Here is a 20373-nt window from a genome sequence, read left to right as displayed (position 1 = left end):
CAAGATTTTCTTGCTGTTGCTCCTGCCGCTGCTGTCGCTGAGCGCGCTGTGGGGCTTCGTGCTCAACCTGACCGTCGGTGACGGGATCACGCTGCTGAACGCGAACAGCATCTACCAGTCGGTGGGTGTCACCTCCACTGATCTGGGACTACAGCTTCAGGCGGAGCGGACGCAGTCGTCGGTGGCGATCAGTTCCCGGGTCCTCACGAGCGGGATGGGGGAGCAGCGCTCCCGGACCGACCGGGCGGTCGAGGCGTTCAGGAAGGCCACCGCCTCCGAGGATTCCGGCAGCCCGGAACTGCGTACCTCGCTGGGCGCGCTGCTCAGCCAGCTCGACCGGCTTCCGAACATCCGGTCGGGCGTCGACAGCGGACAGCAGGCACGGCTGAGCGTGCTGTCGAGCTACAACCGGATCCTCGACGCGGTCTTCCTGGTGTACGACCAGATGACCGCGGTGCCCGATCTGTCGATCGCCCAGCAGGCCACGGCCATGCATGGCATGGGCAACGCCTATGAGATGTTCGCCAGGGAGAACGCGCTGATCAGCGGGGCTCTGATCGACTACCGGCTGTCGGAGGAGGAGCGCAAGGCCTTCGGCGAGTACGTCACCACCCGGAAGTTCCTGCACACCAAGGGCGTGGCCTCGCTCGATCCCGAGCTGGGCGCGACCTACCGCGACACCTTCAAGTCCGCGGCCTTCGAGAAGTTCACGGACCTGGAGAAGGCCGTCATCGGATCGACCGGCAACCGGCTGGCCCCCGAGGCGGCCAGGTGGAAGGCGACCGCGAACGAGATGTCGGCCTGGCTGGACAAGGTCAACCTCGCCGCCTCCAAGAAGCTGGCGGAGCGGGCCCAGACGGCGGCCACCGGCATCCTGCTCCGAATCGTGATCGCCGGTGGCGTCGGCCTGATCGCGGTGGTCGCGTCGATCATCATCTCGGTCCGCTTCGGCCGCCGCCTGGCCGCCGAGCTCGCCGGGCTCCGTTCGGCCGCCCTGGAGCTGGCGGACGTGCGGCTCCCCCACGTCGTGGACCGCCTGCGGCGCGGCGAGGAGGTCGACGTGCGGGCCGAGGCGCCGCCGATCCAGGCGGGCGGCTCGACCGAGGTGCACGACGTGGCCCACGCGTTCGGCTCGGTGCAGCGGACCGCGGTCGAGGCCGCCGTCGGCCAGGCCAACCTGAGGCGTGGCGTCAGCCAGGTCTTCGTGAACCTGGCCCGGCGCAAGCAGAGCCTGCTCCACCGCCAGCTCACCCTGCTCGACAGCATGCAGCACCGGGCGACCGACCCCGACAGCCTTGAGGACCTGTTCCGGCTGGATCACCTGACCACCCGTATGCGGCGGCACGCCGAGGGCCTGATCATCCTGTCCGGCGCGGCACCCGGCCGGTCCTGGCGCAAACCGGTGCCGGTGGTCGACGTCCTGCGAGCCGCGATCGCCGAGGTCGAGGACTACACCCGGGTCAACGTGATGCCGGTGGCCGACATCTCGCTCGACGGGGCCGCGGTCGCCGACATCACCCACCTGGTGGCCGAGCTGATCGAGAACGCCACGATCTACTCCCCGCCGCAGACCATGGTGACCGTGCGCGGCGACGTGGTGGCCAACGGGTTCGCCGTCGAGGTCGAGGACCGCGGCCTGGGTCTGAGCCCGATGGAGTACGCGGCCATCAACGAGCGGCTGGCCAACCCGCCGGAGTTCGACCTGGCCGACAGCGACCGGCTGGGCCTGTTCGTGGTGGGCCAGCTCGCCTCCCGGCACGGCATCCAGGTCATCCTGCGCGGCTCGCCGTTCGGCGGCACCACGGCCATCGTGCTCATCCCCCGTACCGTGATGGCCCAGCAGGGCTCGCCGCTCGCCCTCACCGTGGAGCAGACGTCCTCCACCACCGAACGCGCCGCCGAGCGTCCGGGAGAGCTGTTCGACTCCCCCGCGCACGACACGTTCTCACCCCCCGCCAACGGCAACGGCCTGCCCCGCAGGACGAGGCCGGCCTCCCCTGCCCAGTCCACCGCCGCGCCCTCTCTCAGCGTGGTGACCGACCTACCGGCCCGTACCCAGCCCGCCGGGCAGGAGGGACGTCCGGGCGGGACCGCGGACCAGGAGACCGGCTGGGCCCATGCCCTCTTCACCGCGTCGCCCGAGGGGGCGCCGCAGGGGACCCGTGAGACCCGGCGGACGCCCGAGCCCGGCAATGACGCTCCGACACGTAAGACGGCCCCACAGCCCCCCATGGGGCCGGGTGGCCTGCCCCGCCGGATCCGGCAGGCGAACTTGGCGCCTCAACTCCGCCAGGAGCCCGAGGCGACGGAGCCCGCCCAGCCAGAGCCAAGGGCGGAACCGTGCGAGGAGCGTTCGCCCGACGAGGTCCGCGCGTTGTTCTCCGCCTTCCAGGCGGGTGCGCGGCGCGGACGCGAGGAGCAGGACGATGACTTCGCACACCACACGACAGGCGACAAGGGGGACAAATGACCGGAAAATTGACCAACACCGGCGAGCTGAACTGGCTCCTCGACGACCTGACCACCAGGGTGGGCGCGGTGCGCCAGGCGGTGCTCCTCTCCACCGACGGACTGGCCGTCGGCTTCTCGAAGGGGCTCAACCGCGAGGACGCCGAACATCTGTCCGCGGTCGCAGCCGGATTCCAGAGCCTGGCACGCGGCGCGGGACGCCATTTCGGCGGCGGTGAGGTGCGCCAGACCATCGTGGAGATGGAGTCGGCGTTCCTGTTCGTCACCGCCGCCGGACAGGGCACCTGCCTGGCCGTGCTGAGCAGTTCCGACGCCGATGTGGGTCACATCGCGTACGAGATGGCGATGCTGGTCAAGCGGGTGGGCCAGCATATCTCCACCGGTCCGCGCCAAGGCCTCTCGTGAGCGGGGGAGCGGGCGGCGGCACCGTCCATGGACCGTCGGATCCCCGAACCCGGTGCCGGAGGTCCGGATGACACGCTGGATGGACGAGGAGGCCGGACCGGTCGTCCGGCCCTACGCGCTCATCAGGGGTCGCACCCGCTCCTCCGGTGACACTCTGGACCTGGTCGCGATGGTCACCGCGACCCGCGCCGTCCCGTCCGGGGGATTCGTCCCCGGGCCGGAACAGGAACGCATTCTCGCCATGGTCACCACCCCGACCTCGGTCGCCGACGTCGCCTCGGACCTCAACCTGCCACTCGGCGTGGTCAGGGTCCTTCTCGGCGACCTGCAGGACCACAAGCTCATCTCGATCGGGCGCGCCTCCGCGAGCGAGCGCATTCTCAAGGAAGTGATCAATGGACTTCGGGCCCTCTGACGAACCCGTCGCCCTCAAGATTCTCATCGCGGGTGGCTTCGGGGTGGGAAAGACCACGCTCGTGGGCGCCATCAGCGAGATCCGGCCGCTCCGCACCGAGGAGGTGCTCTCCGACCGCGGTATCGGCATCGACGACGTCGACGGTGTGGAGGGCAAGACCACCACCACCGTCGCGATGGACTTCGGCCGCATCACGATCAGGGAGGGCCTGGTCGTCTACCTGTTCGGCACCCCGGGCCAGGAGCGGTTCTGGTTCATGTGGGACGAGCTGTCCTACGGCGCGCTGGGCGCCGTGGTACTGGCCGACACCCGGCGGCTGACCGACTGCTTCCCCTCGATCGACTACTTCGAGCAGCGCGGCACGCCGTTCATCGTGGCCGTCAACTGCTTCGACGGCGCCGACCGGCACGAGGCGGAAGACGTCCGCGTCGCCCTGGACCTCGATGTGGACGTGCCGGTGCTCCTCTGCGACGTGCGGCGCCGTGTCTCGGCGAAGACGGTGCTCGTGACCCTCGTGGAGCACTCGTTGAAGGTGCTGACGGCCAGCCAGAGCTGAGCAGCGGGCCGGGGTGTTCCCCGGCCCTCGCTGCCGGAGACCGGACACGAACTCAGGCGCCCCGCCGGGAGGTCACAGTGCCCGCAGGCCGCTGATCAACTCCCTCAGCAGGCTCTCCGGCGGCACGGAGGCGGCGGGAAGCGGCGATCTCACCAGGATCAGGCCCTGGTCGAGCAGGTCGCCCAGGAGGACTTTGATCACGCCGACCGGCAACCCGGCATCCGACGCGATCTCCACGATCGGGCGTGCCCGCCTGACCAGGTTGAGCAGCCGCCGGTGTTCGGAGCCCAGACACGCTCCCGGGGAGACCGGTGTCCCTGTCGCCACCGCCATCGAGAGCAGGTCGAACGAGGAGCAGGACGCCCTGGTGCGCCCCCCGGTCACCGCGTAGGGGCGGACGACGGGACCGGCCTCCTCGTCTACCCACTCGACGTCGTCGCTCATTGGCCGGCCATCCGGGGCCCGGTGGCCAGGTGCTGTCCGACCCGGGTGACCAGGCGGGCCATCTCGTAGGCGATCAGGCCCACGTCGGCGGCGCCGGTGGTCATGACCGACAGGCAGCTCCCCTGACCGGCGGAGGTGACGAAGAGGAACGCGGAGTCCATCTCCACCATCGTCTGGCGCACGGCTCCGCCGCCGAACTGCAGGCTGGTGCCCTTCGCAAGGCTCTGGAAGCCGGACGCCACCGCCGACAGATGGTCGGCGTCCTCCTTGGTCAGCCCTCTGGACGAGGCCATCATCAACCCGTCGTTGGACAGGATCAGTGCGTGCGAAACGTCCGCCACACTCGTGACGAAATCATCCAGAAGCCAATAAAGCTCACCCGGCACGTGGTTAAACCCCTTCCCCTCTGATGATCCTTTTGATCTTCATCCCCCACCGGCGCGACGAAGCCGGTCTCATGGACCCGCCTCCGTTCGCGCTCCCGCTCTCACGGCCCCGGCTCAACGCTCGGCACCGCCGTCCTCGTCGTCGGCCCGGCCGCGCTGCCAGCCGGACTGCAGGGCGCTCATCAGCGCCCTCGCCTCCTCCGGTGACCGCTCCTCGATCTCGGCATCGGGCGGACGTGGCTCCCTGGCCTGCGTCGGCGGCATGTTCGCCTGCCGTACCCGGCGTGGCAGCCCGCCGCCGCCGCGCCGCAGCGGCCTCCACAGGTCCGTGGGAATCGGCACCGCCGGCTCACCGGCGGCCCGTTCCGGCTGTCCCCCGGGCTCGGGCCGCACGCTGATGACGGTGAGCACCGGCGGCTCCGTCGACTGCTCGACGGGCTCCGGCTCCCCGAGCAGTTCCTCGGGGATGAGGACGACCACCCCGGTCCCGCCGTACGGCGAGGAGTGCAGCACGACCTCGACCCCGTACCTGGCGGCCAGCAACCCGACCACGGCGAAGCCCAGCCGGTCGGTGTCGCCCGGGTCGAACTCCGGCGGGCTGGCCAGGCGCTCGTTGACCGCGGCACGCTTCTCCGCGGTCAGCCCGAGTCCCCTGTCCTCGATCTCGACGGCGAAGCCACGGCCCACGAGCTCGCCGCGGACCGAGACCTGGCTGCCGGGCGGGGAGAAGACCGTGGCGTTCTCCAGGAGCTCGGCGAACAGGTGCATCATGTCCGCGACGGCGTTGCCGACCAGGGTGGTGCCGCCCGTCGGGAGGATCCGCACCCGGGCGTAGTCCTCGACCTGGGCGGCGGCCCCGCGCAGCACGTCCTCCATCGGCACCGCCGAGCGCCACTTGCGGCCCGCCGCCCCACCGGACAGGATCACCAGGCCCTCGGCGTGGCGGCGCATGCGGGTGGTGAGGTGGTCGAGCCTGAAGAGGTTCTCCAGCGCCTCGGGGTTCTCCGCCCGCTTCTGCATGCCGTCGAGCAGCTTGAGCTGGCGCTGCAGCAGCGACTGGCTCCGGCGGGCGAGGTTGCGGAAGGAGTGGGCGGCGCCCTCGCGCAGCCTGGCCTGCTCCACGGCGGCGTCCACGGCGCTGCGCCGGACGCTGTCGAAGGCGGCGGCGACATCGTGGATCTCGGCGGTGCTGCCCAGCGGTTCCAGCGCGGGTGCCTCGGCCGTCACGTCCACCTTCTCGCCGCGGCGCAGCTTCTCCATCACCCGTGGCAGCCGCACCTCCGCGAGGTCGGTGGCGGCCCGCCGTACGGCGGCGAGTTCCCTGGTGATCCCGCTGCCGATCCGGTACGAGACGAGCAGCGACGCGACGACCGCGACGAGGCCGAGCACGCCGACGACACCGGCGCGGATGTAGACGCCCACGGTCACCGGCTCGGCCCGCTTGACGAGCATGGGACCGACCTCCGTCATCGACCGCTGGTAGACGGCGTCCAGCGCGTCGCCCACGGCGCGCCAGTCGGTGGCCGAGACACCGGCGCCGGCCAGCAGGCGAGACTCCAGGGCGACGAACCTGGCGTATGTCGAGGAGGCGATCAGCTCCGTGAAGGGGGCGCCCAGCGAGGGCTCCAGCTCGGGGAGCGCCTGTTCCATGAGGAAGGCCCGGTTGGCGGCGATCCGGGCGAACACCCGCGCCTCGTTCTCCGTCATCGGGCTCCGCAGCGCCAGCGGGCCCGTGGCGAGTGCCCGCTCGCGGCTGAGCAGGTTCATGCTCTGGTTGACCGTCGTGACGCTGCGCAACTGGCGGTAGAGCGGGAGGTCGTTGGTGAGACTCAGGGTGTTGAAGAGCCGGTTCAGCACGTCCGGCAGCCGGGCGAACTCCGCGGAGAGCCCCACCGAGTCGATCCGCCCCGCGTCGACCCTGGCGCGGATCGCGTCGAGCCCCTCCACCTGCCTTATCAGCTCGGCGTGGCGTGTCCTCATCTCGTCGGGCATCACCGCCCGCACCTCGTCCCTGTCCATCTCCTGGCGGAGACGGGTCCGGGCCTGGTCGGTGACCACCCGCTGTCCCGCGAGGGTCTTGTGGTCGGAGTCGGAGCGGGTGGCCAGGTACTCGGCCGACAGGATGTGCTCGCGTTGGACCGCGCTGTTCAGGTCACCTGAGGGTTTGCCGACGGATTCGTACAGCGTGCCGATGGAGCGCAGGCTCATCGAGTCGCCGACCGTGACGACCGAGGCGAAGCCCCACACCGCCACCAGCGAGGTGAGAGGAATGGCCAGCAGCACCGAGACCTTGAACCGGATGGACTTGCTCGATGCCATGTCACCTCAACGGCTCGCTCACGGAACGCCAGGGGGAGCCCCCGGACGATCTCTAGATCGCCGACGAGAATAGCACTGGCGGCTCCTGCTATTTGTAGCCTATTTGTGACATGTCATGAAATAGTCATGGGAAGTGACAAGTCAGCCCAGAGCGGCGCGTGATGCCTGAGTGGCGCTCCGTGCCCAGGTCAGCCGCGCGAGCCGGGCGGCCAGCACGCCGACCAGCGCGACCTCGGTCCCGAGCAGAATCCACTCGGCGAGGCCCGCGAGCACCCCGTGCCCGGGGAGCGCCACGTAGGTGATCACCAGCAGGCCGAAACCTCCGGCCAGCGCCAGCCACTCCACGGTCCTGGCCACCGGCCGCCACCGCTCGTCCTCGTTGAACCGCGCCACCAGCAGGCCGCCCGCCACCGGCATCGCCACGAACACGGCGATCGACAGGTAGCGGTACGCCTGGCCGATCAGGTCGGTGCCCGTGCCCGTGCTGGGAAGGGCCGGGGGCAGCACCGCGAGGAGGATGAGCCCGGCACCCCACACCCGCATCAGCCGCTCGGCCAGGACACCCACCGGCGCCCCGGTCGCGCGCAGCCCGGCGACCAGCGCGAGAGAGGCGATCCCCAGCGACGCCATGACGAACCCGGTGACTCCGCTGCGGTCCAGCGCGGCGTACTCGCTGATCGTCAGGTCGAGCGAGTCCGGGTACGGAACCGGGTCGGGCTGCCCCACGACGGCGGCCAGGGCGGCCACCGCGGCCGCCGCGATTCCGGCGCACGCGATCAGGGGGTAGAGCCTTTTCGAGGCGAGCATGGATCAATCCTGCTCGCCGCAGGGCGTTTCGGGCATCCGGCGGCATCCCTGATCCAACCCTGAGCCGCCCCTGAGACGACCGGCCGGAGAGCGGCTTCACCCGCCTTGGACCCCTCGACGGTCCCCTCGACGCCCCTGTACACGGCCCCGGCCGGGGCCGTGTACAGGCTGCCCGATCCGTCCGGCGTCTCAGCGGAGCCCGCGGACCTCGGCGTAGCGGGCCCTGACCTCGGGCGCGGGGTCGGCCTCGTAGCGCTCGGACCCGCCCGCCTCCCAGGCCGGAGGCTCGTCGCCGCCGAGCAGCCAGGCGGCCTGCCTGGCCGCCCCGTCCGCGACGTACTCCCCCGGCTCGGGAACGACCACGGGCCGCCCGAAGACCGCGGGGGCGATCCGCCGTACGGCCTCGGACCTGGCGCCGCCTCCGATGAGCAGCACCCTGGCCGGGTCGAGCCCGAGGGCGTCGAAGGCGTCGGCGAGGTGGCAGAGCAGCCCTTCCACCGCCGCCCTGGCCAGGTGGGCCGGGGTGGAGGTGCCCAGCGTCAGCCCGTGCAGCGATCCCGTGGCCGAGGGCAGGTTCGGGGTGCGCTCGCCCTCCAGATACGGGACGTGGACGAGGCCGCCGGCCCCCGAGGGCGCCGCCAGGGCCAGCCGGTCGAGCTCGTCGAGACCGACCCCGAGCATCCGCGCGGTGGCGTCCAGCACCCTGGCCGCGTTGAGCGTGGCCACCAGCGGCAGGAACCGCCCGGTGGCGTCCGCGAACCCGGCCACGGCGCCGCTCGGGTCGGCGCTCGGGCTGTCGGCGACCGCGAAGGCCGTCCCCGACGTCCCGATCGACACCACCACGTCCCCCGGCAGGGCGCCGACCCCGAGGGCCGCCGCCATGTTGTCACCCGTCCCCGGCGCGAGCCGCACCGTCCCGTTTCCAACCGCCTTGACCTCTCCCGCGCCGTCACGGGGCCCCAGCACCTCGGGGAGTTCGGGAAGGGCACCGAAGGCCGTCCGCAGGAGGTCGGTCCGGTAGGCCCCGGTCGCGGGCGACCAGTACCCGGTGCCCGACGCGTCGCCCCTGTCCGTGACGAACTCCCCGCCCAGCCGCCAGGTGAGCCAGTCGTGCGGCAGGCACACCCTCGCCGTACGACGGGCGGAGTCGGGCTCGTGCTCGGCCAGCCAGCGGAGCTTGGTCACCGTGAACGACGCCACCGGCACGCTGCCGACCGCCTCGGCCCAGCGCTCAGGACCGCCCAGTTCCCTCACCAGGTCGGCCGCCGCCCCGGCGGAGCGGGTGTCGTTCCAGAGCAGCGCCTTCCTGACCACGTCGCCTGAGGCGTCCAGGCAGACCATGCCGTGCTGCTGCGCGCCGACGCTCATCGCCTCGACGCCGTCCAGCCCGCCCGCCCGGGTGAGCGCCTCCCGCAGCGCCTCCCACCAGGCCCCGGGATCGACCTCGGTGCCCTCCGGGTGGGTCGCGCGGCCCTGGCGGACCAGGGCGCCCGTGCGGGCGTCCCTGATCACCACCTTGCAGCTCTGGGTCGACGAGTCGACCCCGGCCACGAGCGTCATCCGCGGACCCCGAGGAGGTGCTCCATGGCGAGCTGGTTGAGGCGGGTGAAGTGGAAGCCGCGCGCGGCCACCGCTTCGAGGTCGAAGGAGTCGCGACTCAGGTCCGCGATCGTCTCGCCCGGTGCCAGCGTGGGCTCGGAGAGCTCGGCGACCTTGCTCGCGGCGAGCGCCTCGACGACCTCGGGGTCCGCGCGGAAGGCCCTCACCTTCTCCTTCAGGATCAGGTACGTGCGCATGTTGGCCGCGGCGGAGACCCAGACGTCCTCGGAGTCCTCGGTGCGCAGCGGCTTGTAGTCGAAGTGCCTGGGGCCCTCGTAGCCGCCGTTCTCCAGCAGGTCGACCAGGAAGAAGGCGTTCTTCACATCGCCGTGGCCGAAGATCAGGTCCTGGTCGTAGCGGGGGCCGTGCTGGCCGTTCAGGTCGATGTGGAAGAGCTTGCCGTGCCAGAGCGCCTGCGCGATGCCGTGCGCGAAGTTGAGCCCGGCCATCTCCTCGTGGCCCACCTCGGGGTTGAGGCCGACGCGGTCGGGGTGTTCGAGCTCGTTGATGAACGCGAGCGCGTGGCCGACGGTCGGGAGCAGGATGTCGCCGCGCGGCTCGTTCGGCTTGGGCTCGATGGCGAACCTGATGTCGTAGCCCTTCTCGATCACGTACGAGGTGAGCAGGTCCATGCCCTCCTTGTAGCGGCTGAGCGCGGCCCTGATGTCCTTGGCGGCCCCGGACTCGGAGCCCTCGCGCCCGCCCCAGCAGACGTAGGTGGTCGCACCGAGTTCGGCGGCCAGGTCGATGTTGCGGATGACCTTGCGCAGCGCGTGGCGGCGGACCTCGCGGTCGTTGCTGGTGAACGCGCCGTCCTTGAAAACCGGGTGGGTGAACAGGTTGGTGGTGGCCATCGGGACCTTGAGCCCGGTCTCGGCCAGCGCCTTCTTGAAGTTCGCGATGGCCCTGTCCCGGTCGGGCTCGACGGCGAGCAGGTCGTCGTCGTGGAAGGTGACGCCGTACGCGCCGAGCTCCGCGAGCCGGTGAACGCTCTCCACCGGGTCCAGCGGGGCCCGCGACGCGTCACCGAAGGGGTCGCGGGCCTGCCAGCCGACGGTCCAGAGCCCGAAGGTGAAGCGATCTTCGGGCTTGGGGGTGTAGGCGCTCATCTACGTTCCTCCGATTTAATCCATTTTATGGACTTAATATGGATCGGGGTGGTGGGATCGTCAAGGGGTGGATGTTCCATGACACAGGCCGTACGCCACGACTCGATGCGCGCCCGCAACCTCGGCGTGGTCCTCGGCGAGATCCGCAGGAACGGCCCGGCCACCCGGGCGGCGCTGGCCGAGATCACCGGGCTGACGAAGACGACGGTGTCGAAGATGGTCGGCGACCTGATCGAGGCGGGCATGGTCGCCGAGTCCGGCGCGCTGCGAGACGGCGAGCGGGGCCGGCCGGGCACGGCGGTGATGCTCAGCGGGCGGCGGGTCGCCGCGCTCGGCCTGGAGATCAACGTCGACTACCTGTCCGCCTGCGTGGTCGACCTCACCCTCGCGGTGCGGCTCCGATATTCACAGGCTGTGGACAACCGTGCGACCTCCCCTGTGGAAACCCTTTCCCACCTGGCAGAACTTGCCCACAGGGCTGTGGACGAAGCCCGCCGGGAGGGCCTGGCCATCGCCGGATCGACCCTCGCGGTGCCCGGCCCCGTGGACGGGGGGCTCGTGCACACCGCCCCCAACCTCGGCTGGCACCACGTCCGCGTCTCCGACCTGCTGGACTTCCCCGTCGAGGTGGACAACGAGGCCAACCTCGCGGCCCTGGGCGAGCTCTGGTTCGGGTCGGCCCCCGGCGACTTCCTGCACGTGTCGGGGGAGATCGGCATCGGCGCGGGCCTGGTGGTGGGTGGCACCCTGTTCCGCGGCGCCCGCGGTCTCGCCGGGGAGCTGGGGCACGTGGTCGTCCATCCGGACGGTCCGGCCTGCCGCTGCGGCGGCCGGGGCTGCCTGGAGCAGTACGCCGGGCAGGAGGCCCTGCTCCGGGCCTGCGGCCTGCCCGGCATCCCCGAACTGCTGGAGAGCCTGCGCGCGGGCGAGCCCGGCGCGCTGGAAGCCTGCGAGCGCGCCGGGCAGGCGCTCGGCGTCGCCCTCACCTCGGCGATCCATCTGATGGACCCCGGCATGATCGTGCTGGGCGGCGTCTTCGCCCCGCTCTTCCCGTGGATCCGCGACCCGGTCCACCGGGCGATGACCGCCCGGCTGACCGGGATGCGGCATACCGTCCCCGAACTGACCGTCTCCCGGCTCGGCAGCGACGCCGCCCCCCTGGGAGCCGCCGGACAGATCATCCACCGGATCATCGCGAATCCGATCGCGATCCTGTTGCGACGCTGACGCGTCGCGGGTCGGCCGCTGAGACCCGGCTCCTTCGCTCCTCGGTCCAGTCCCCGGCGCGGCCTCAGCGGCCAGGCCGTGGCCTGGACCGCCGAAGGGGCGGCGCGGGGTCTGCTCCCCGTGGTTCCTGGACCCGGATCGCCGGGAGAGGGATGATCATGCGGTGGACTTCCGGCAGTTGGAGCGGTTTCTCGCGGTCGTCGACCACGGCGGTTTCCATCGTGCGGCGGAGGTGCTCTATGTCGCGCAGCCGTCGTTGTCGCAGTCGATCAAGCAGCTCGAGCGCGAGCTGGGCGAGGCGCTGTTCCATCGGGTCGGCCGCGGTGTGGTGCTGACGGAGGCGGGGCGGGCGCTGGTGGAACCGGCGCGGGCGGTCATCCACGCGCGGGGCCTCGCCGTCGGGTCCGTCGAGGCGGTGCGGGGCCTGCGGACGGGACGGTTGGAGATCACGACGATGCCGTCGCAGGCGATCGACCCGCTCGCGGGGGTGATCTCCCGTTTCACGGCGGAGTATCCGGGGGTGCGGGTGGTGGTCCGCGCCGCGGCGACCGCGGAGCAGGTGGTGGAGGCCGTCCGCACCGGCCGGACCGAACTGGGCCTGCTGGCGGCGATACGGCTCCCGCAGCGGCCCGGCGTGGGTCTGCATCCGGTCGGGCGGCAGCGGTTCGTGGTGGTCTCGTCGGCCGGCGGGCCGTTCTCCGCCGGCGCCCGGGTGAGTCCGGGCGAGCTGTCCGGCCTGCGGGTGATCGCCGGCCAGACGGGCACCGGGATGCGCGCGGTGGTCGACGACCTGATCCGCTCGGGGGTGCGGCTGACGATCGCGGTCGAGACAGAACACCGCGAGGCGATCCTGCCGCTGGTGCTCGGCGGGAGCGGCGTCGCCGTGCTGGCCGACTCGTGGCGGGAGCTGGCCGAGCGGTCGGGCGCGGTCGTGGCCGACCTCGATCCGCCCGTCCATCTGGACATCGCCTACGCCGGCCACGCGGGCGGGCTCGGCCCGGCGGCACGCACGTTCCTGCGCATGGCCACGCATCGATAGGCGGCGCCGATCGGTGGGGTAGGCAGCCGATCTTGGACCGCACCCGGGCCCGGCTGCTGGAATCGAGGGCATGAAATCGCATCGCATCGCCGTGATCCCCGGGGACGGGATCGGCACCGAGGTGTGCGGCGCCGCCCGCGCCGTACTCGACGCCGTGGGCCGCAAGCACGCCATCGACCTCACCTACGACGAGTTCGACTGGTCGTGCGCCCGCTATCTGGCCGAGGGCGCGATGATGCCCGCGGACGGCCTCGACCGGGTGCGCCACCACGACGCGATCTTCCTGGGCGCGGTGGGCGCGCCGGGCGTGCCCGATCACGTGTCGCTGTGGGGGCTGCTGATCCCGATCCGCCGAGGCTTCCAGCAGTACGTGAACCTGCGGCCGATCAAGGTACTCGGCGGGCAGCGGGGGATCGATCTCGTGGTGGTGCGCGAGAACGTCGAGGGCGAGTACAGCGAGATCGGCGGCCGCCTGTACCAGGGGACGCCGGCGGAGATGGCGGTGCAGGAGGCGGTCTTCACCAGAAGCGGAGTCACCCGCATCGTCGACTACGCCCTGGACCTGGCCGAGCGGCGCACCGGGCGGCTGACCTCGGCGACGAAGTCGAACGGGATCATCCACACGATGCCGTTCTGGGATGAGATCGTCGCCGAGCGGGCGGCTCAGCACTCCGGTGTCACCGTGCAGTCGGAGCACATCGACGCGCTGTGCGCCAAGCTGGTGCTCGACCCGGCGCGGTTCGACGTGATCGTCGCCTCGAACCTGTTCGGGGACATCCTTTCCGATCTCGCCGCCGCGGTCGCCGGCAGCATCGGCCTGGCGCCCGCCGCGAACATCGACCCGACGCGGGCCCACCCGTCGATGTTCGAGCCGGTCCACGGGTCGGCGCCCGACATCGCGGGCCGCGGCATCGCCAACCCGGTCGGCGCGATCTGGACGGCCGCGATGATGCTCGACCACCTGGGCCACCCGGAGGCCGCGGCCGCCATCCTGGAGGCGATCGGTCACGTGTTCGCCACGACCTCCGTGCGCACCCCCGACCTCGGCGGCACGGCCACCACCGTGGACCTGACCCACGCGATCCTCGAAGCACTCTGAGGGAGTCATGAGCGTTCCGCTGCCCAGCCCGTTCCAGCCGCGCACGGTGGACGCCGGCGGCGTCGCCGTCCACACGGTCGTCGGCGGTGAGGGGCCACCTGTGCTCCTGCTGCACGGCTACCCGCAGACGCACCTGATCTGGCATGACGTCGCGCCCGCGCTGGCTTCCCGCCACACGGTCGTGCTGACGGATCTGCGCGGGTACGGCGACAGCGCCAAGCCCGCGCCGGTCACCGACGACCTGTACTCCAAGCGGGCGATGGCCGCGGACCAGCTCACGGTGATGCGGGCGCTGGGTTTCGACCGCTTCGCCGTCGCCGGCCACGACAGGGGCGCGCGGGTGGGCCACCGGATGGCGCTCGACCATCCCGAGGCCGTCGAGGCGCTGGCCGTCCTGGACATCGTGCCGACCAGGCACACGTTCGCCCACGCCGACGCGGCGTTCGGCCTGGGGTACTACCACTGGTTCTTCCTGGCCGCCGGCAACGGCATCCCGGAGAGGCTGATCGGCAACGACCCCGAGTTCTGGATTCGCAGCCGGATGGCCGCCAGGCACGCGGGCGGCGCCACGTACGACGAGGCCGCGGTGCGCGAGTACGTGCGCTGCTTCTCCGACCCCGCCGCGATCGCCGCGTCGTGCGCCGACTACCGGGCGGCCGCGGGCGTCGACCTCGAGCACGACGAGGCCGACGCGGCGGCGGGCCGTAAGGTGCGCTGCCCCGTGCTGGCGCTGTGGGGCGCGCACAGTTTCGTCGGACGCACCTACGACGTGCTCGCGGTCTGGCGCGAGTACGCCGACGACGTCTCCGGCACGGCGCTGCCAAGCGATCACTACCTGCCCGAGGAGGCGCCGGCCGAGGTCGTCAGGGAGCTAGCGCGCTTCCTGCCCAGGTGACCAGCGCTCGCCACGCAGCGCCTTACGTGCCAGTTCCAGCTCGAGCTCGATCTTGCCGACCACGCCGTCGTTGCCGACGGGTCCGTGGCCGCCTTCGAAGAACCGGAGCACCACGTCGCCTCCGGCCTCACGCAGCCGCCGCGTGTACTCCTCGGCCTGCCGCGCGGGCGTACGGGTGTCGTAGCGGCCCTGGTTGATCAGCACGGGCGCCCGCACGTGCTCGACGTAGGTCATCGGCGAGCTCAGCCTGAACCGCTCGCCGGCGGTCTCCGGGGTGCCGCCGATGAAGCCTCTCCAGGCCGCCTGCAGCGCGGGGTGCATGTCCTCGTAGGCGATCTTCCAGTCGGCCAGTGCGATGAAGGCGAAGCCGCCGGCGAACAGCTCGGGTAGCCGGCCCAGCGAGAGCAGCGTCAGGTAGCCGCCGAACGAGGCGCCGGTGATGAAGACGGCCGAAGGGTCGGCGACGCCCTCATCGACGAGCCATCGCCAGGCCGCCTCGATGTCCTCCAGCTCGCGGTCGCCGACGGCGCCCCAGAACCCCTCGCGGAACTCCCGGCCGAACGTGACGGAGCCGCGGTAGTTCAGCGAGGCGTAGGCGAAGCCCTCCTCCAGCCACGCCTGCGCGACGGGATCGTATCCGCCGACCTCGGCGAGGTTCGGCCCGCCGTGCACGTTCAGCACGAGCGGCACGGGGCCGCTCGCCTCGCGCGGGGCCGCGACCCACAGCTGCAGTACGGTGCCGTCCTTCGAGGTGACAGGCACCGAACGCAGCGGGATCCCGGGCACCACGGGCTCGGAGGCGAGGAGGGTGCGCGGCTCACCGTCGCCCCGGTCGAGCGCGAGCACCTGGAGCGGCAGGTCGGCACGCTGCCGCAGCAGCCTGATCTGGCCGCCGGGGCCGTAATGGGAGGCCCATGCGTTGCGCACCGCGCACGCCACCTCGGGGAAGAAGTAGGCCCCGTCGGGGTGCGGGACGCGAAGCAGCTCACCGGCCGGGATGTCGTACTCGTACACCCGGTGGATGCCCTGGTCGACGTGGACGAGCAGCAGCCTGGCGGCGTCGTCCGACCAGTCGAGCGGGACGAGCTCGCCGGCGAGCTCCGGCGCGTCGACGTCGATGCGCTCGCCGGTGAGCGGGTTCCACACGCTGGGCCGGGCGTATCCGGTGCGCTCGGTGCTCACCAGCAGCCGCGGGTCCCCCACGACCGGCGAGAACCTGACCCCGCGCACCGGCCCGAGCGGGCCGTCCGAGAGCGAGGCGAGCACCGCACCGTCCAAGGTGTCGAGCACGGTGACGGCGAAGCGGCGGACACCGGGGTTGTGGTCGGTGGTGTCGATGCTCGCCAGCGTGCCGTCGGCGGTGACCAGGCTGTTCCACGCCTCGTTCCTGCTGCGGAACAGGCGGCTGACTGCGCCGCCTGCCAGGTGGTAGAGCGTGAACCCGGTGTCCGTGACCGTCGCGATGACCACGGCCGAGCCGTCGCGCGCCACGTCGAGGCCGCGCAGCGTGTAGGGAGGAAGGTCAGGGGTGAGATCGACGGGCCGGCCGCCGCCGACCGGATACGACCACAGGTGGCCGACCTCGCCGCCGTCCTCGTCGTGCAGCACCAGCACCGAGCGGCCGTCGGCGGCCGGTACGGGGTCGGCCACGTGCGGCGGCAACTCGGGCAGCGGCGTGGTCGCGCCGGTGGCCGGATCCCAGATCGACACCTCGGCGTCTTCCACGCCGGCCGCGAAGATCATTTCCAGGTCGAGGGCACCGGGGCAGGGACGCGCGGACTCCAGCACGGGTACGGAGAAACGCGAGCGCCAGGTGCGGACTTCAGAGGACATCGATCAACTCCGGTTTGTGACAGGCGACGCCGTGCCCGCGCTCGTCCGTGACGAGCGGAGGGACCTCGGCGGCGCAGATCTGGCTGGCCTTCGGGCAGAGGGTCCGGAACCGGCAGCCCGACGGCGGATCCGTCGGGCTCGGGACGTCGCCGGTCAGGATGATCCGGCGGCGGGCGCGCTCGGCCCGTGGGTCGGGGATCGGCACGGCCGACAGCAGCGCCTGGGTGTAGGGGTGGAGGGGGCGCTGGTAGAGCTCGTCCGGCGGCCCCTGTTCGACGATCCGGCCGAGGTACATGACGGCCACCTGGTCGCTGGCGTGCCGTACCACGGACAGGTCGTGGGCGATCAGCACGTAGGTGAGGCCGAGCCGGTCCTGCAGGTCCTCCAGCAGGTTGATCACGCCCGCCTGAATGCTCACGTCCAGCGCGCTGACCGGCTCGTCCAGCACGATCACATCGGGTTCGACGGCGAGCGCGCGGGCGATGCCGACACGCTGGCGCTGGCCGCCCGAGAACTCGTGCGGGAAGCGGCCGGCGTGCCCGGGGTCGAGCCCGACGAGCTCCAGCAGCTCGGGCACGCGCGCCGGGTCGCGCCCGTGGGTGTCAAGGGCCTCGGTGAGGATGGCGCGCACGGTCATGCGGGGGTTGAGCGAGGCGTACGGATCCTGGAAGACCATCTGGATCCGGCTGCGCGCGTGTCGCAGCTCGGCGGCGGGCAGCGCGGTGAAGTCGGCGCCGTCGAGCAGCACCCGGCCGGCCGTGGGCTCCACGAGGCGCACCAGGCACGCGGCCAGCGTCGACTTCCCGCAGCCGCTCTCGCCCACGAGCCCGAGCGTGGTGCCGCGCTCCACGCGCAGGTTCACCCCGGACACGGCCTGGACGCTGCCGACGCGGCGGCGGAACACCCCGCTGCGTACCGGGTAGGTCTTGACGAGGTCCACGACCTCCAGCGCCGTCATATCGAGCGAACCTCCTCTACCCGCAGGCACGACGCCGTGTGCCCGGCGCCGATGGGGACCGGCGCGGGGACGGTCGTGTCGCACAGGCCCGCCCTCGCGTGCTCGCAGCGCGGGTGGAACGCGCACCCGGGAGCCCGCGAGGGCTGGCCGGGGATCTGGTAGAGCCGCTCGCCGTGGCGCGCGTCGAGCCGCGGCAGCGAGGCCAGCAACCCTCGGGTGTACGGGTGGGCGGGCTCGTAGAAGATCGGCTCGACGGCGGCCTCCTCGACCTTGGCTCCCGCGTACATCACGAGCACGCGGTCGGCGACGCCGGCCACCACGCCGAGGTCGTGGGTGATCAGCATGAGCGCGGTCGCCGTGCGCTCCTGGATCCCTCTGATGACGTCGAGGATCTGCGCCTGCACGGTCACGTCGAGCGCGGTCGTCGGCTCGTCGGCGATGAGCAGGTCGGGCTCGTTGGCGATGCTCATCGCGATCATGACGCGCTGGCGCATGCCGCCGGAGAGCTCGTGCGGGTACTGCTCGGCGCGCTTGGCCGGCGAGGGTATACCGACCAGGTCGAGCAGCTCGGCGACGCGCCCGCGCAGCTCGCGGCGCGAGCGCGACGGGTCGTGCACGCTGATGGCCTCGGCGATCTGCGCTCCGACGGTGTGCACGGGGGTGAGCGCGGTGAGCGCGTCCTGGAAGACCATCGCGATGCGGCTGCCCCGCAGCGTGCGCAGCTCGGCCTCCGATCGGCCCAGCAGTTCCTCGCCACGGAACCTGATCGACCCTGTCACGCGGGCCCGGCCCGGCAGGATGCCCAGCACGGCCATCGAGGTGATGCTCTTGCCCGAGCCCGACTCCCCCACGATGCCGAGCGTCTCGCCGGGCGCGACGGAGAACGACAGCCCGGTGACCGCCGTGACCTGGCCGTCGTCGGTGGGCAGTTCGACCGTGAGGTCGTCGACCTCCAGCAGCGCGCTCACGGGCGGCCTCCTTTCGGGTCGAAGGCGTCGCGCAGCCCGTCGCCGAGGAAGTTGATGGCCAGCGCGGTGAGCAGGATGAACAGGCCGGGGAAGTACAGCAGGTAGACCTTGCCCGTGCCGATCAGCCCGGCCGCCTGGCTCAACAGGTTGCCCCAGCTCGACTCGGGTGGCTGCACGCCGTACCCGAGGAAGGAGAGCGTGGACTCGACGATCACCGCGCTGGCGGCGCCGAGCGACGTGCTCACGGCGATCACGCCGGTGAGGTTGGGCAGGATGTGGCGCACGATGATGCGCCGCCTGGTCACGCCGAGCACCGTGGCCGCCGACACGTACTCCTTCTCCCGGAGCGAGAGCACCTGGCCGCGGACCACCCTGGCCACCGTGGTCCAGCCGATGGCCGCCAGCACCGGGACGATCACCGTGGGAGACCGGCCGGCCCCCTGCAGCACGACGGCCAGCACCACGATCGCGGGCAGGACGATGAACAGGTCGGTGATCCGCATGATGATCTCGTCCACCCAGCCGCCGAAGAATCCGGCGGCCGCTCCCAGAGCGGTGCCCATCGCGGTGGCGAGCACGGCGACGGACAGACCGATCGCCAGCGAGATCCGCCCTGCGTACAGCAGCTCGGTGAGGTAGTCGCGGCCCAGTTCGTCGGTGCCGAACCAGTGTGCGGCCGACGGCGGGGTCGGCCCGAGCGCCAGGTCCTGCACGCCCCGCTCGTACGGGGCGATCACGTCGGCGCCGAAGCAGCCGATCAGCAGCACGGCGAGCACGCCGAGCCCGGCGACCGCGAGCCGGTGGCGCAGGAACCGCCTGCGGGCCAGCTGCCACTGGGTCCGTTCCTGCGCGGGCGCCGCCGGGGCGGTGAGCATGGTCATCGGAGCCTCACTCTCGGATCGAGTACGGCGTAGGCGATGTCGGCGAGCAGGTTGAACACGATCACGACCACCGCGATCACCAGCGTCCACGGCACCAGCACGAACACGTCGCCGGCGAGCAGGGAGTCGAGGAACAGCCGGCCCATGCCCTGGATGGCGAAGATCTGCTCGGTGACGACCAGCCCGCCGAACAGCAGGCCCGCGTCCACGGCGGTGATGCTGACGAACGGGCCGAGCGAGGTGCGCAGGGCGTGCCGCACCACGATGCGGCCTCTGGGCACCCCCTTGGCCCGCGCGGTGCGCACGTACTCGCTGGAGAGCGCGTCCAGCATGGTCGCGCGGGTGAACCTGCTCCAGCTCGCCACCAGGCCGACGGTCAGCGTCAGTACGGGCAGCACCAGATGGCGCAGGTAGTCGAGCGGGCCACCGCCCTGCGCCGAGTGCAACCCGACGAAGTAGAGCGGCGGGTCGGCCAGGCCGAGGATCTCCTGCGGCCAGGCGGCGAGGATCTGGATCAGGATCAGCCCGAGCCAGAACGGCGGCATCGCCACGCCGAGGTAGGAGAGGCCGGTGAAGGCCAGGTCACCCGCCGAGTACTGCCGCACCGCCGAGTAGACGCCGACGGCGAGCGCGATCAGCGCGGCGGCCAGCACGCCCCAGACGATCAGCTGCAGCGTGGTGCCGAGCGCGGGCAGGATCAGCCCGTGGACCGAGCCGGCCGTCCGCGAGCTGACTCCCCAGTCGCCGGTGACGAACTGGGTCAGCCACCGCCAGTACTGCTCGGGGATCGACCGGTCGAGCCCGAGGACCTCGGTCATGCGGGCGATCGCGCCCTGGTCCTGCCCGCCGCGCAGCTTCGCGAGCGGGTCGAAGGTGGTCCTGACCGCCCAGAACAGCAGGAACGAGGCGATGAGTACGACGGGGACCGAGTAGAGCAGTCGCCGTCCAACGTAGGCGAACATCG

Annotated in this window: 19 protein-coding genes; 8 read left to right on the top strand and 11 right to left on the bottom strand. The window is 71.7% G+C overall.

Features of this window, described 5'->3' with window-relative positions; translation table 11 throughout:
- The first annotated feature begins 10 nt into the window (after positions 1-10).
- From ACWD3H_RS29285 to ACWD3H_RS29270, 4 genes are all read left to right on the top strand, one after another.
- Positions 11-2470 carry a nitrate- and nitrite sensing domain-containing protein gene (locus ACWD3H_RS29285; RefSeq protein ID WP_451957269.1) on the top strand — a complete coding sequence of 820 codons (2460 nt, stop codon included), beginning with the start codon at positions 11-13 and terminating at the stop codon, positions 2468-2470.
- The gene (locus tag ACWD3H_RS29280) at positions 2467-2874 is read left to right on the top strand and encodes a roadblock/LC7 domain-containing protein (RefSeq protein ID WP_355548164.1); all 408 of its coding nucleotides are present in this window, start codon (positions 2467-2469) and stop codon (positions 2872-2874) included. The genes ACWD3H_RS29285 and ACWD3H_RS29280 overlap by 4 nt, the downstream gene beginning before the upstream one ends.
- A 67-nt stretch (positions 2875-2941) precedes the next feature.
- Positions 2942-3289: a DUF742 domain-containing protein gene (locus tag ACWD3H_RS29275; protein WP_355548161.1), complete on the top strand. Its 348-nt coding sequence runs from the start codon at positions 2942-2944 to the stop codon at positions 3287-3289.
- A complete protein-coding gene (locus ACWD3H_RS29270) occupies positions 3270-3845 on the top strand; it encodes a GTP-binding protein (RefSeq protein ID WP_343961561.1) in 576 nt (191 codons plus the stop codon). The genes ACWD3H_RS29275 and ACWD3H_RS29270 overlap by 20 nt, the downstream gene beginning before the upstream one ends.
- A gap of 72 nt (positions 3846-3917) precedes the next feature.
- Here the strand turns inward: ACWD3H_RS29270 and ACWD3H_RS29265 are convergent, their stop codons facing one another.
- The 6 genes from ACWD3H_RS29265 to xylA form a co-directional block, all read right to left on the bottom strand.
- Positions 3918-4289: a DUF742 domain-containing protein gene (locus ACWD3H_RS29265; RefSeq protein WP_355548157.1), complete on the bottom strand. Its 372-nt coding sequence runs from the start codon at positions 4287-4289 to the stop codon at positions 3918-3920.
- Complete coding sequence (locus tag ACWD3H_RS29260) at positions 4286-4675, bottom strand: roadblock/LC7 domain-containing protein (RefSeq protein WP_343961557.1); 390 nt, start codon at positions 4673-4675, stop codon at positions 4286-4288. Before ACWD3H_RS29260 ends, ACWD3H_RS29265 begins: the two co-directional genes overlap by 4 nt.
- A gap of 114 nt (positions 4676-4789) precedes the next feature.
- A complete protein-coding gene (locus ACWD3H_RS29255) occupies positions 4790-6994 on the bottom strand; it encodes a sensor histidine kinase (protein WP_451957268.1) in 2205 nt (734 codons plus the stop codon).
- 141 nt (positions 6995-7135) lie between these two features.
- On the bottom strand, positions 7136-7801 hold the full coding sequence (locus tag ACWD3H_RS29250) for a DUF998 domain-containing protein (RefSeq protein ID WP_451957267.1): 666 nt from the start codon (positions 7799-7801) through the stop codon (positions 7136-7138).
- A 189-nt stretch (positions 7802-7990) separates the two neighbouring features.
- Positions 7991-9361: a xylulokinase gene (gene xylB, locus ACWD3H_RS29245; protein WP_355548147.1), complete on the bottom strand. Its 1371-nt coding sequence runs from the start codon at positions 9359-9361 to the stop codon at positions 7991-7993.
- Positions 9358-10509, bottom strand: a complete 1152-nt coding sequence (gene xylA / locus ACWD3H_RS29240; protein ID WP_350923075.1) for a xylose isomerase — start codon at positions 10507-10509, stop codon at positions 9358-9360. The genes xylB and xylA overlap by 4 nt, the downstream gene beginning before the upstream one ends.
- A gap of 78 nt (positions 10510-10587) precedes the next feature.
- Here xylA and ACWD3H_RS29235 point away from each other — a divergent pair, with 78 nt between their 5' ends.
- The 4 genes from ACWD3H_RS29235 (at position 10588) to ACWD3H_RS29220 (ending at position 14769) form a co-directional block, all read left to right on the top strand.
- Positions 10588-11736 carry an ROK family transcriptional regulator gene (locus tag ACWD3H_RS29235; RefSeq protein WP_355548142.1) on the top strand — a complete coding sequence of 383 codons (1149 nt, stop codon included), beginning with the start codon at positions 10588-10590 and terminating at the stop codon, positions 11734-11736.
- 163 nt (positions 11737-11899) lie between these two features.
- Positions 11900-12775 (top strand): LysR family transcriptional regulator, encoded by an 876-nt coding sequence (locus ACWD3H_RS29230; RefSeq protein WP_451957266.1) that lies wholly within the window; start codon positions 11900-11902, stop codon positions 12773-12775.
- Positions 12776-12845: 70 nt separating this feature from the next.
- Positions 12846-13874, top strand: coding sequence for a tartrate dehydrogenase (locus ACWD3H_RS29225; RefSeq protein WP_451957265.1), 1029 nt, complete (start codon positions 12846-12848; stop codon positions 13872-13874).
- A gap of 7 nt (positions 13875-13881) precedes the next feature.
- Positions 13882-14769 carry an alpha/beta fold hydrolase gene (locus ACWD3H_RS29220; protein WP_451957264.1) on the top strand — a complete coding sequence of 296 codons (888 nt, stop codon included), beginning with the start codon at positions 13882-13884 and terminating at the stop codon, positions 14767-14769.
- Here the strand turns inward: ACWD3H_RS29220 and ACWD3H_RS29215 are convergent.
- From ACWD3H_RS29215 to ACWD3H_RS29195, 5 genes are read right to left on the bottom strand one after another with little or no spacing between them, the layout of a single operon-like run.
- Positions 14746-16602 carry a S9 family peptidase gene (locus ACWD3H_RS29215; protein WP_451957263.1) on the bottom strand — a complete coding sequence of 619 codons (1857 nt, stop codon included), beginning with the start codon at positions 16600-16602 and terminating at the stop codon, positions 14746-14748. The genes ACWD3H_RS29220 and ACWD3H_RS29215 overlap by 24 nt on opposite strands.
- Positions 16592-17560, bottom strand: coding sequence for an ABC transporter ATP-binding protein (locus ACWD3H_RS29210; protein WP_355548127.1), 969 nt, complete (start codon positions 17558-17560; stop codon positions 16592-16594). Before ACWD3H_RS29210 ends, ACWD3H_RS29215 begins: the two co-directional genes overlap by 11 nt.
- Positions 17557-18528: an ABC transporter ATP-binding protein gene (locus tag ACWD3H_RS29205; RefSeq protein WP_030916010.1), complete on the bottom strand. Its 972-nt coding sequence runs from the start codon at positions 18526-18528 to the stop codon at positions 17557-17559. The genes ACWD3H_RS29210 and ACWD3H_RS29205 overlap by 4 nt, the downstream gene beginning before the upstream one ends.
- A complete protein-coding gene (locus ACWD3H_RS29200) occupies positions 18525-19409 on the bottom strand; it encodes an ABC transporter permease (protein WP_451957262.1) in 885 nt (294 codons plus the stop codon). Before ACWD3H_RS29200 ends, ACWD3H_RS29205 begins: the two co-directional genes overlap by 4 nt.
- Complete coding sequence (locus tag ACWD3H_RS29195) at positions 19406-20371, bottom strand: ABC transporter permease (RefSeq protein WP_350923094.1); 966 nt, start codon at positions 20369-20371, stop codon at positions 19406-19408. The genes ACWD3H_RS29200 and ACWD3H_RS29195 overlap by 4 nt, the downstream gene beginning before the upstream one ends.
- Positions 20372-20373 lie beyond the last annotated feature (2 nt).

It is taken from the genome of Streptosporangium sp. NPDC002607 (assembly GCF_053592655.1).
This window is presented reverse-complemented; position numbering and strand designations above follow the sequence as displayed.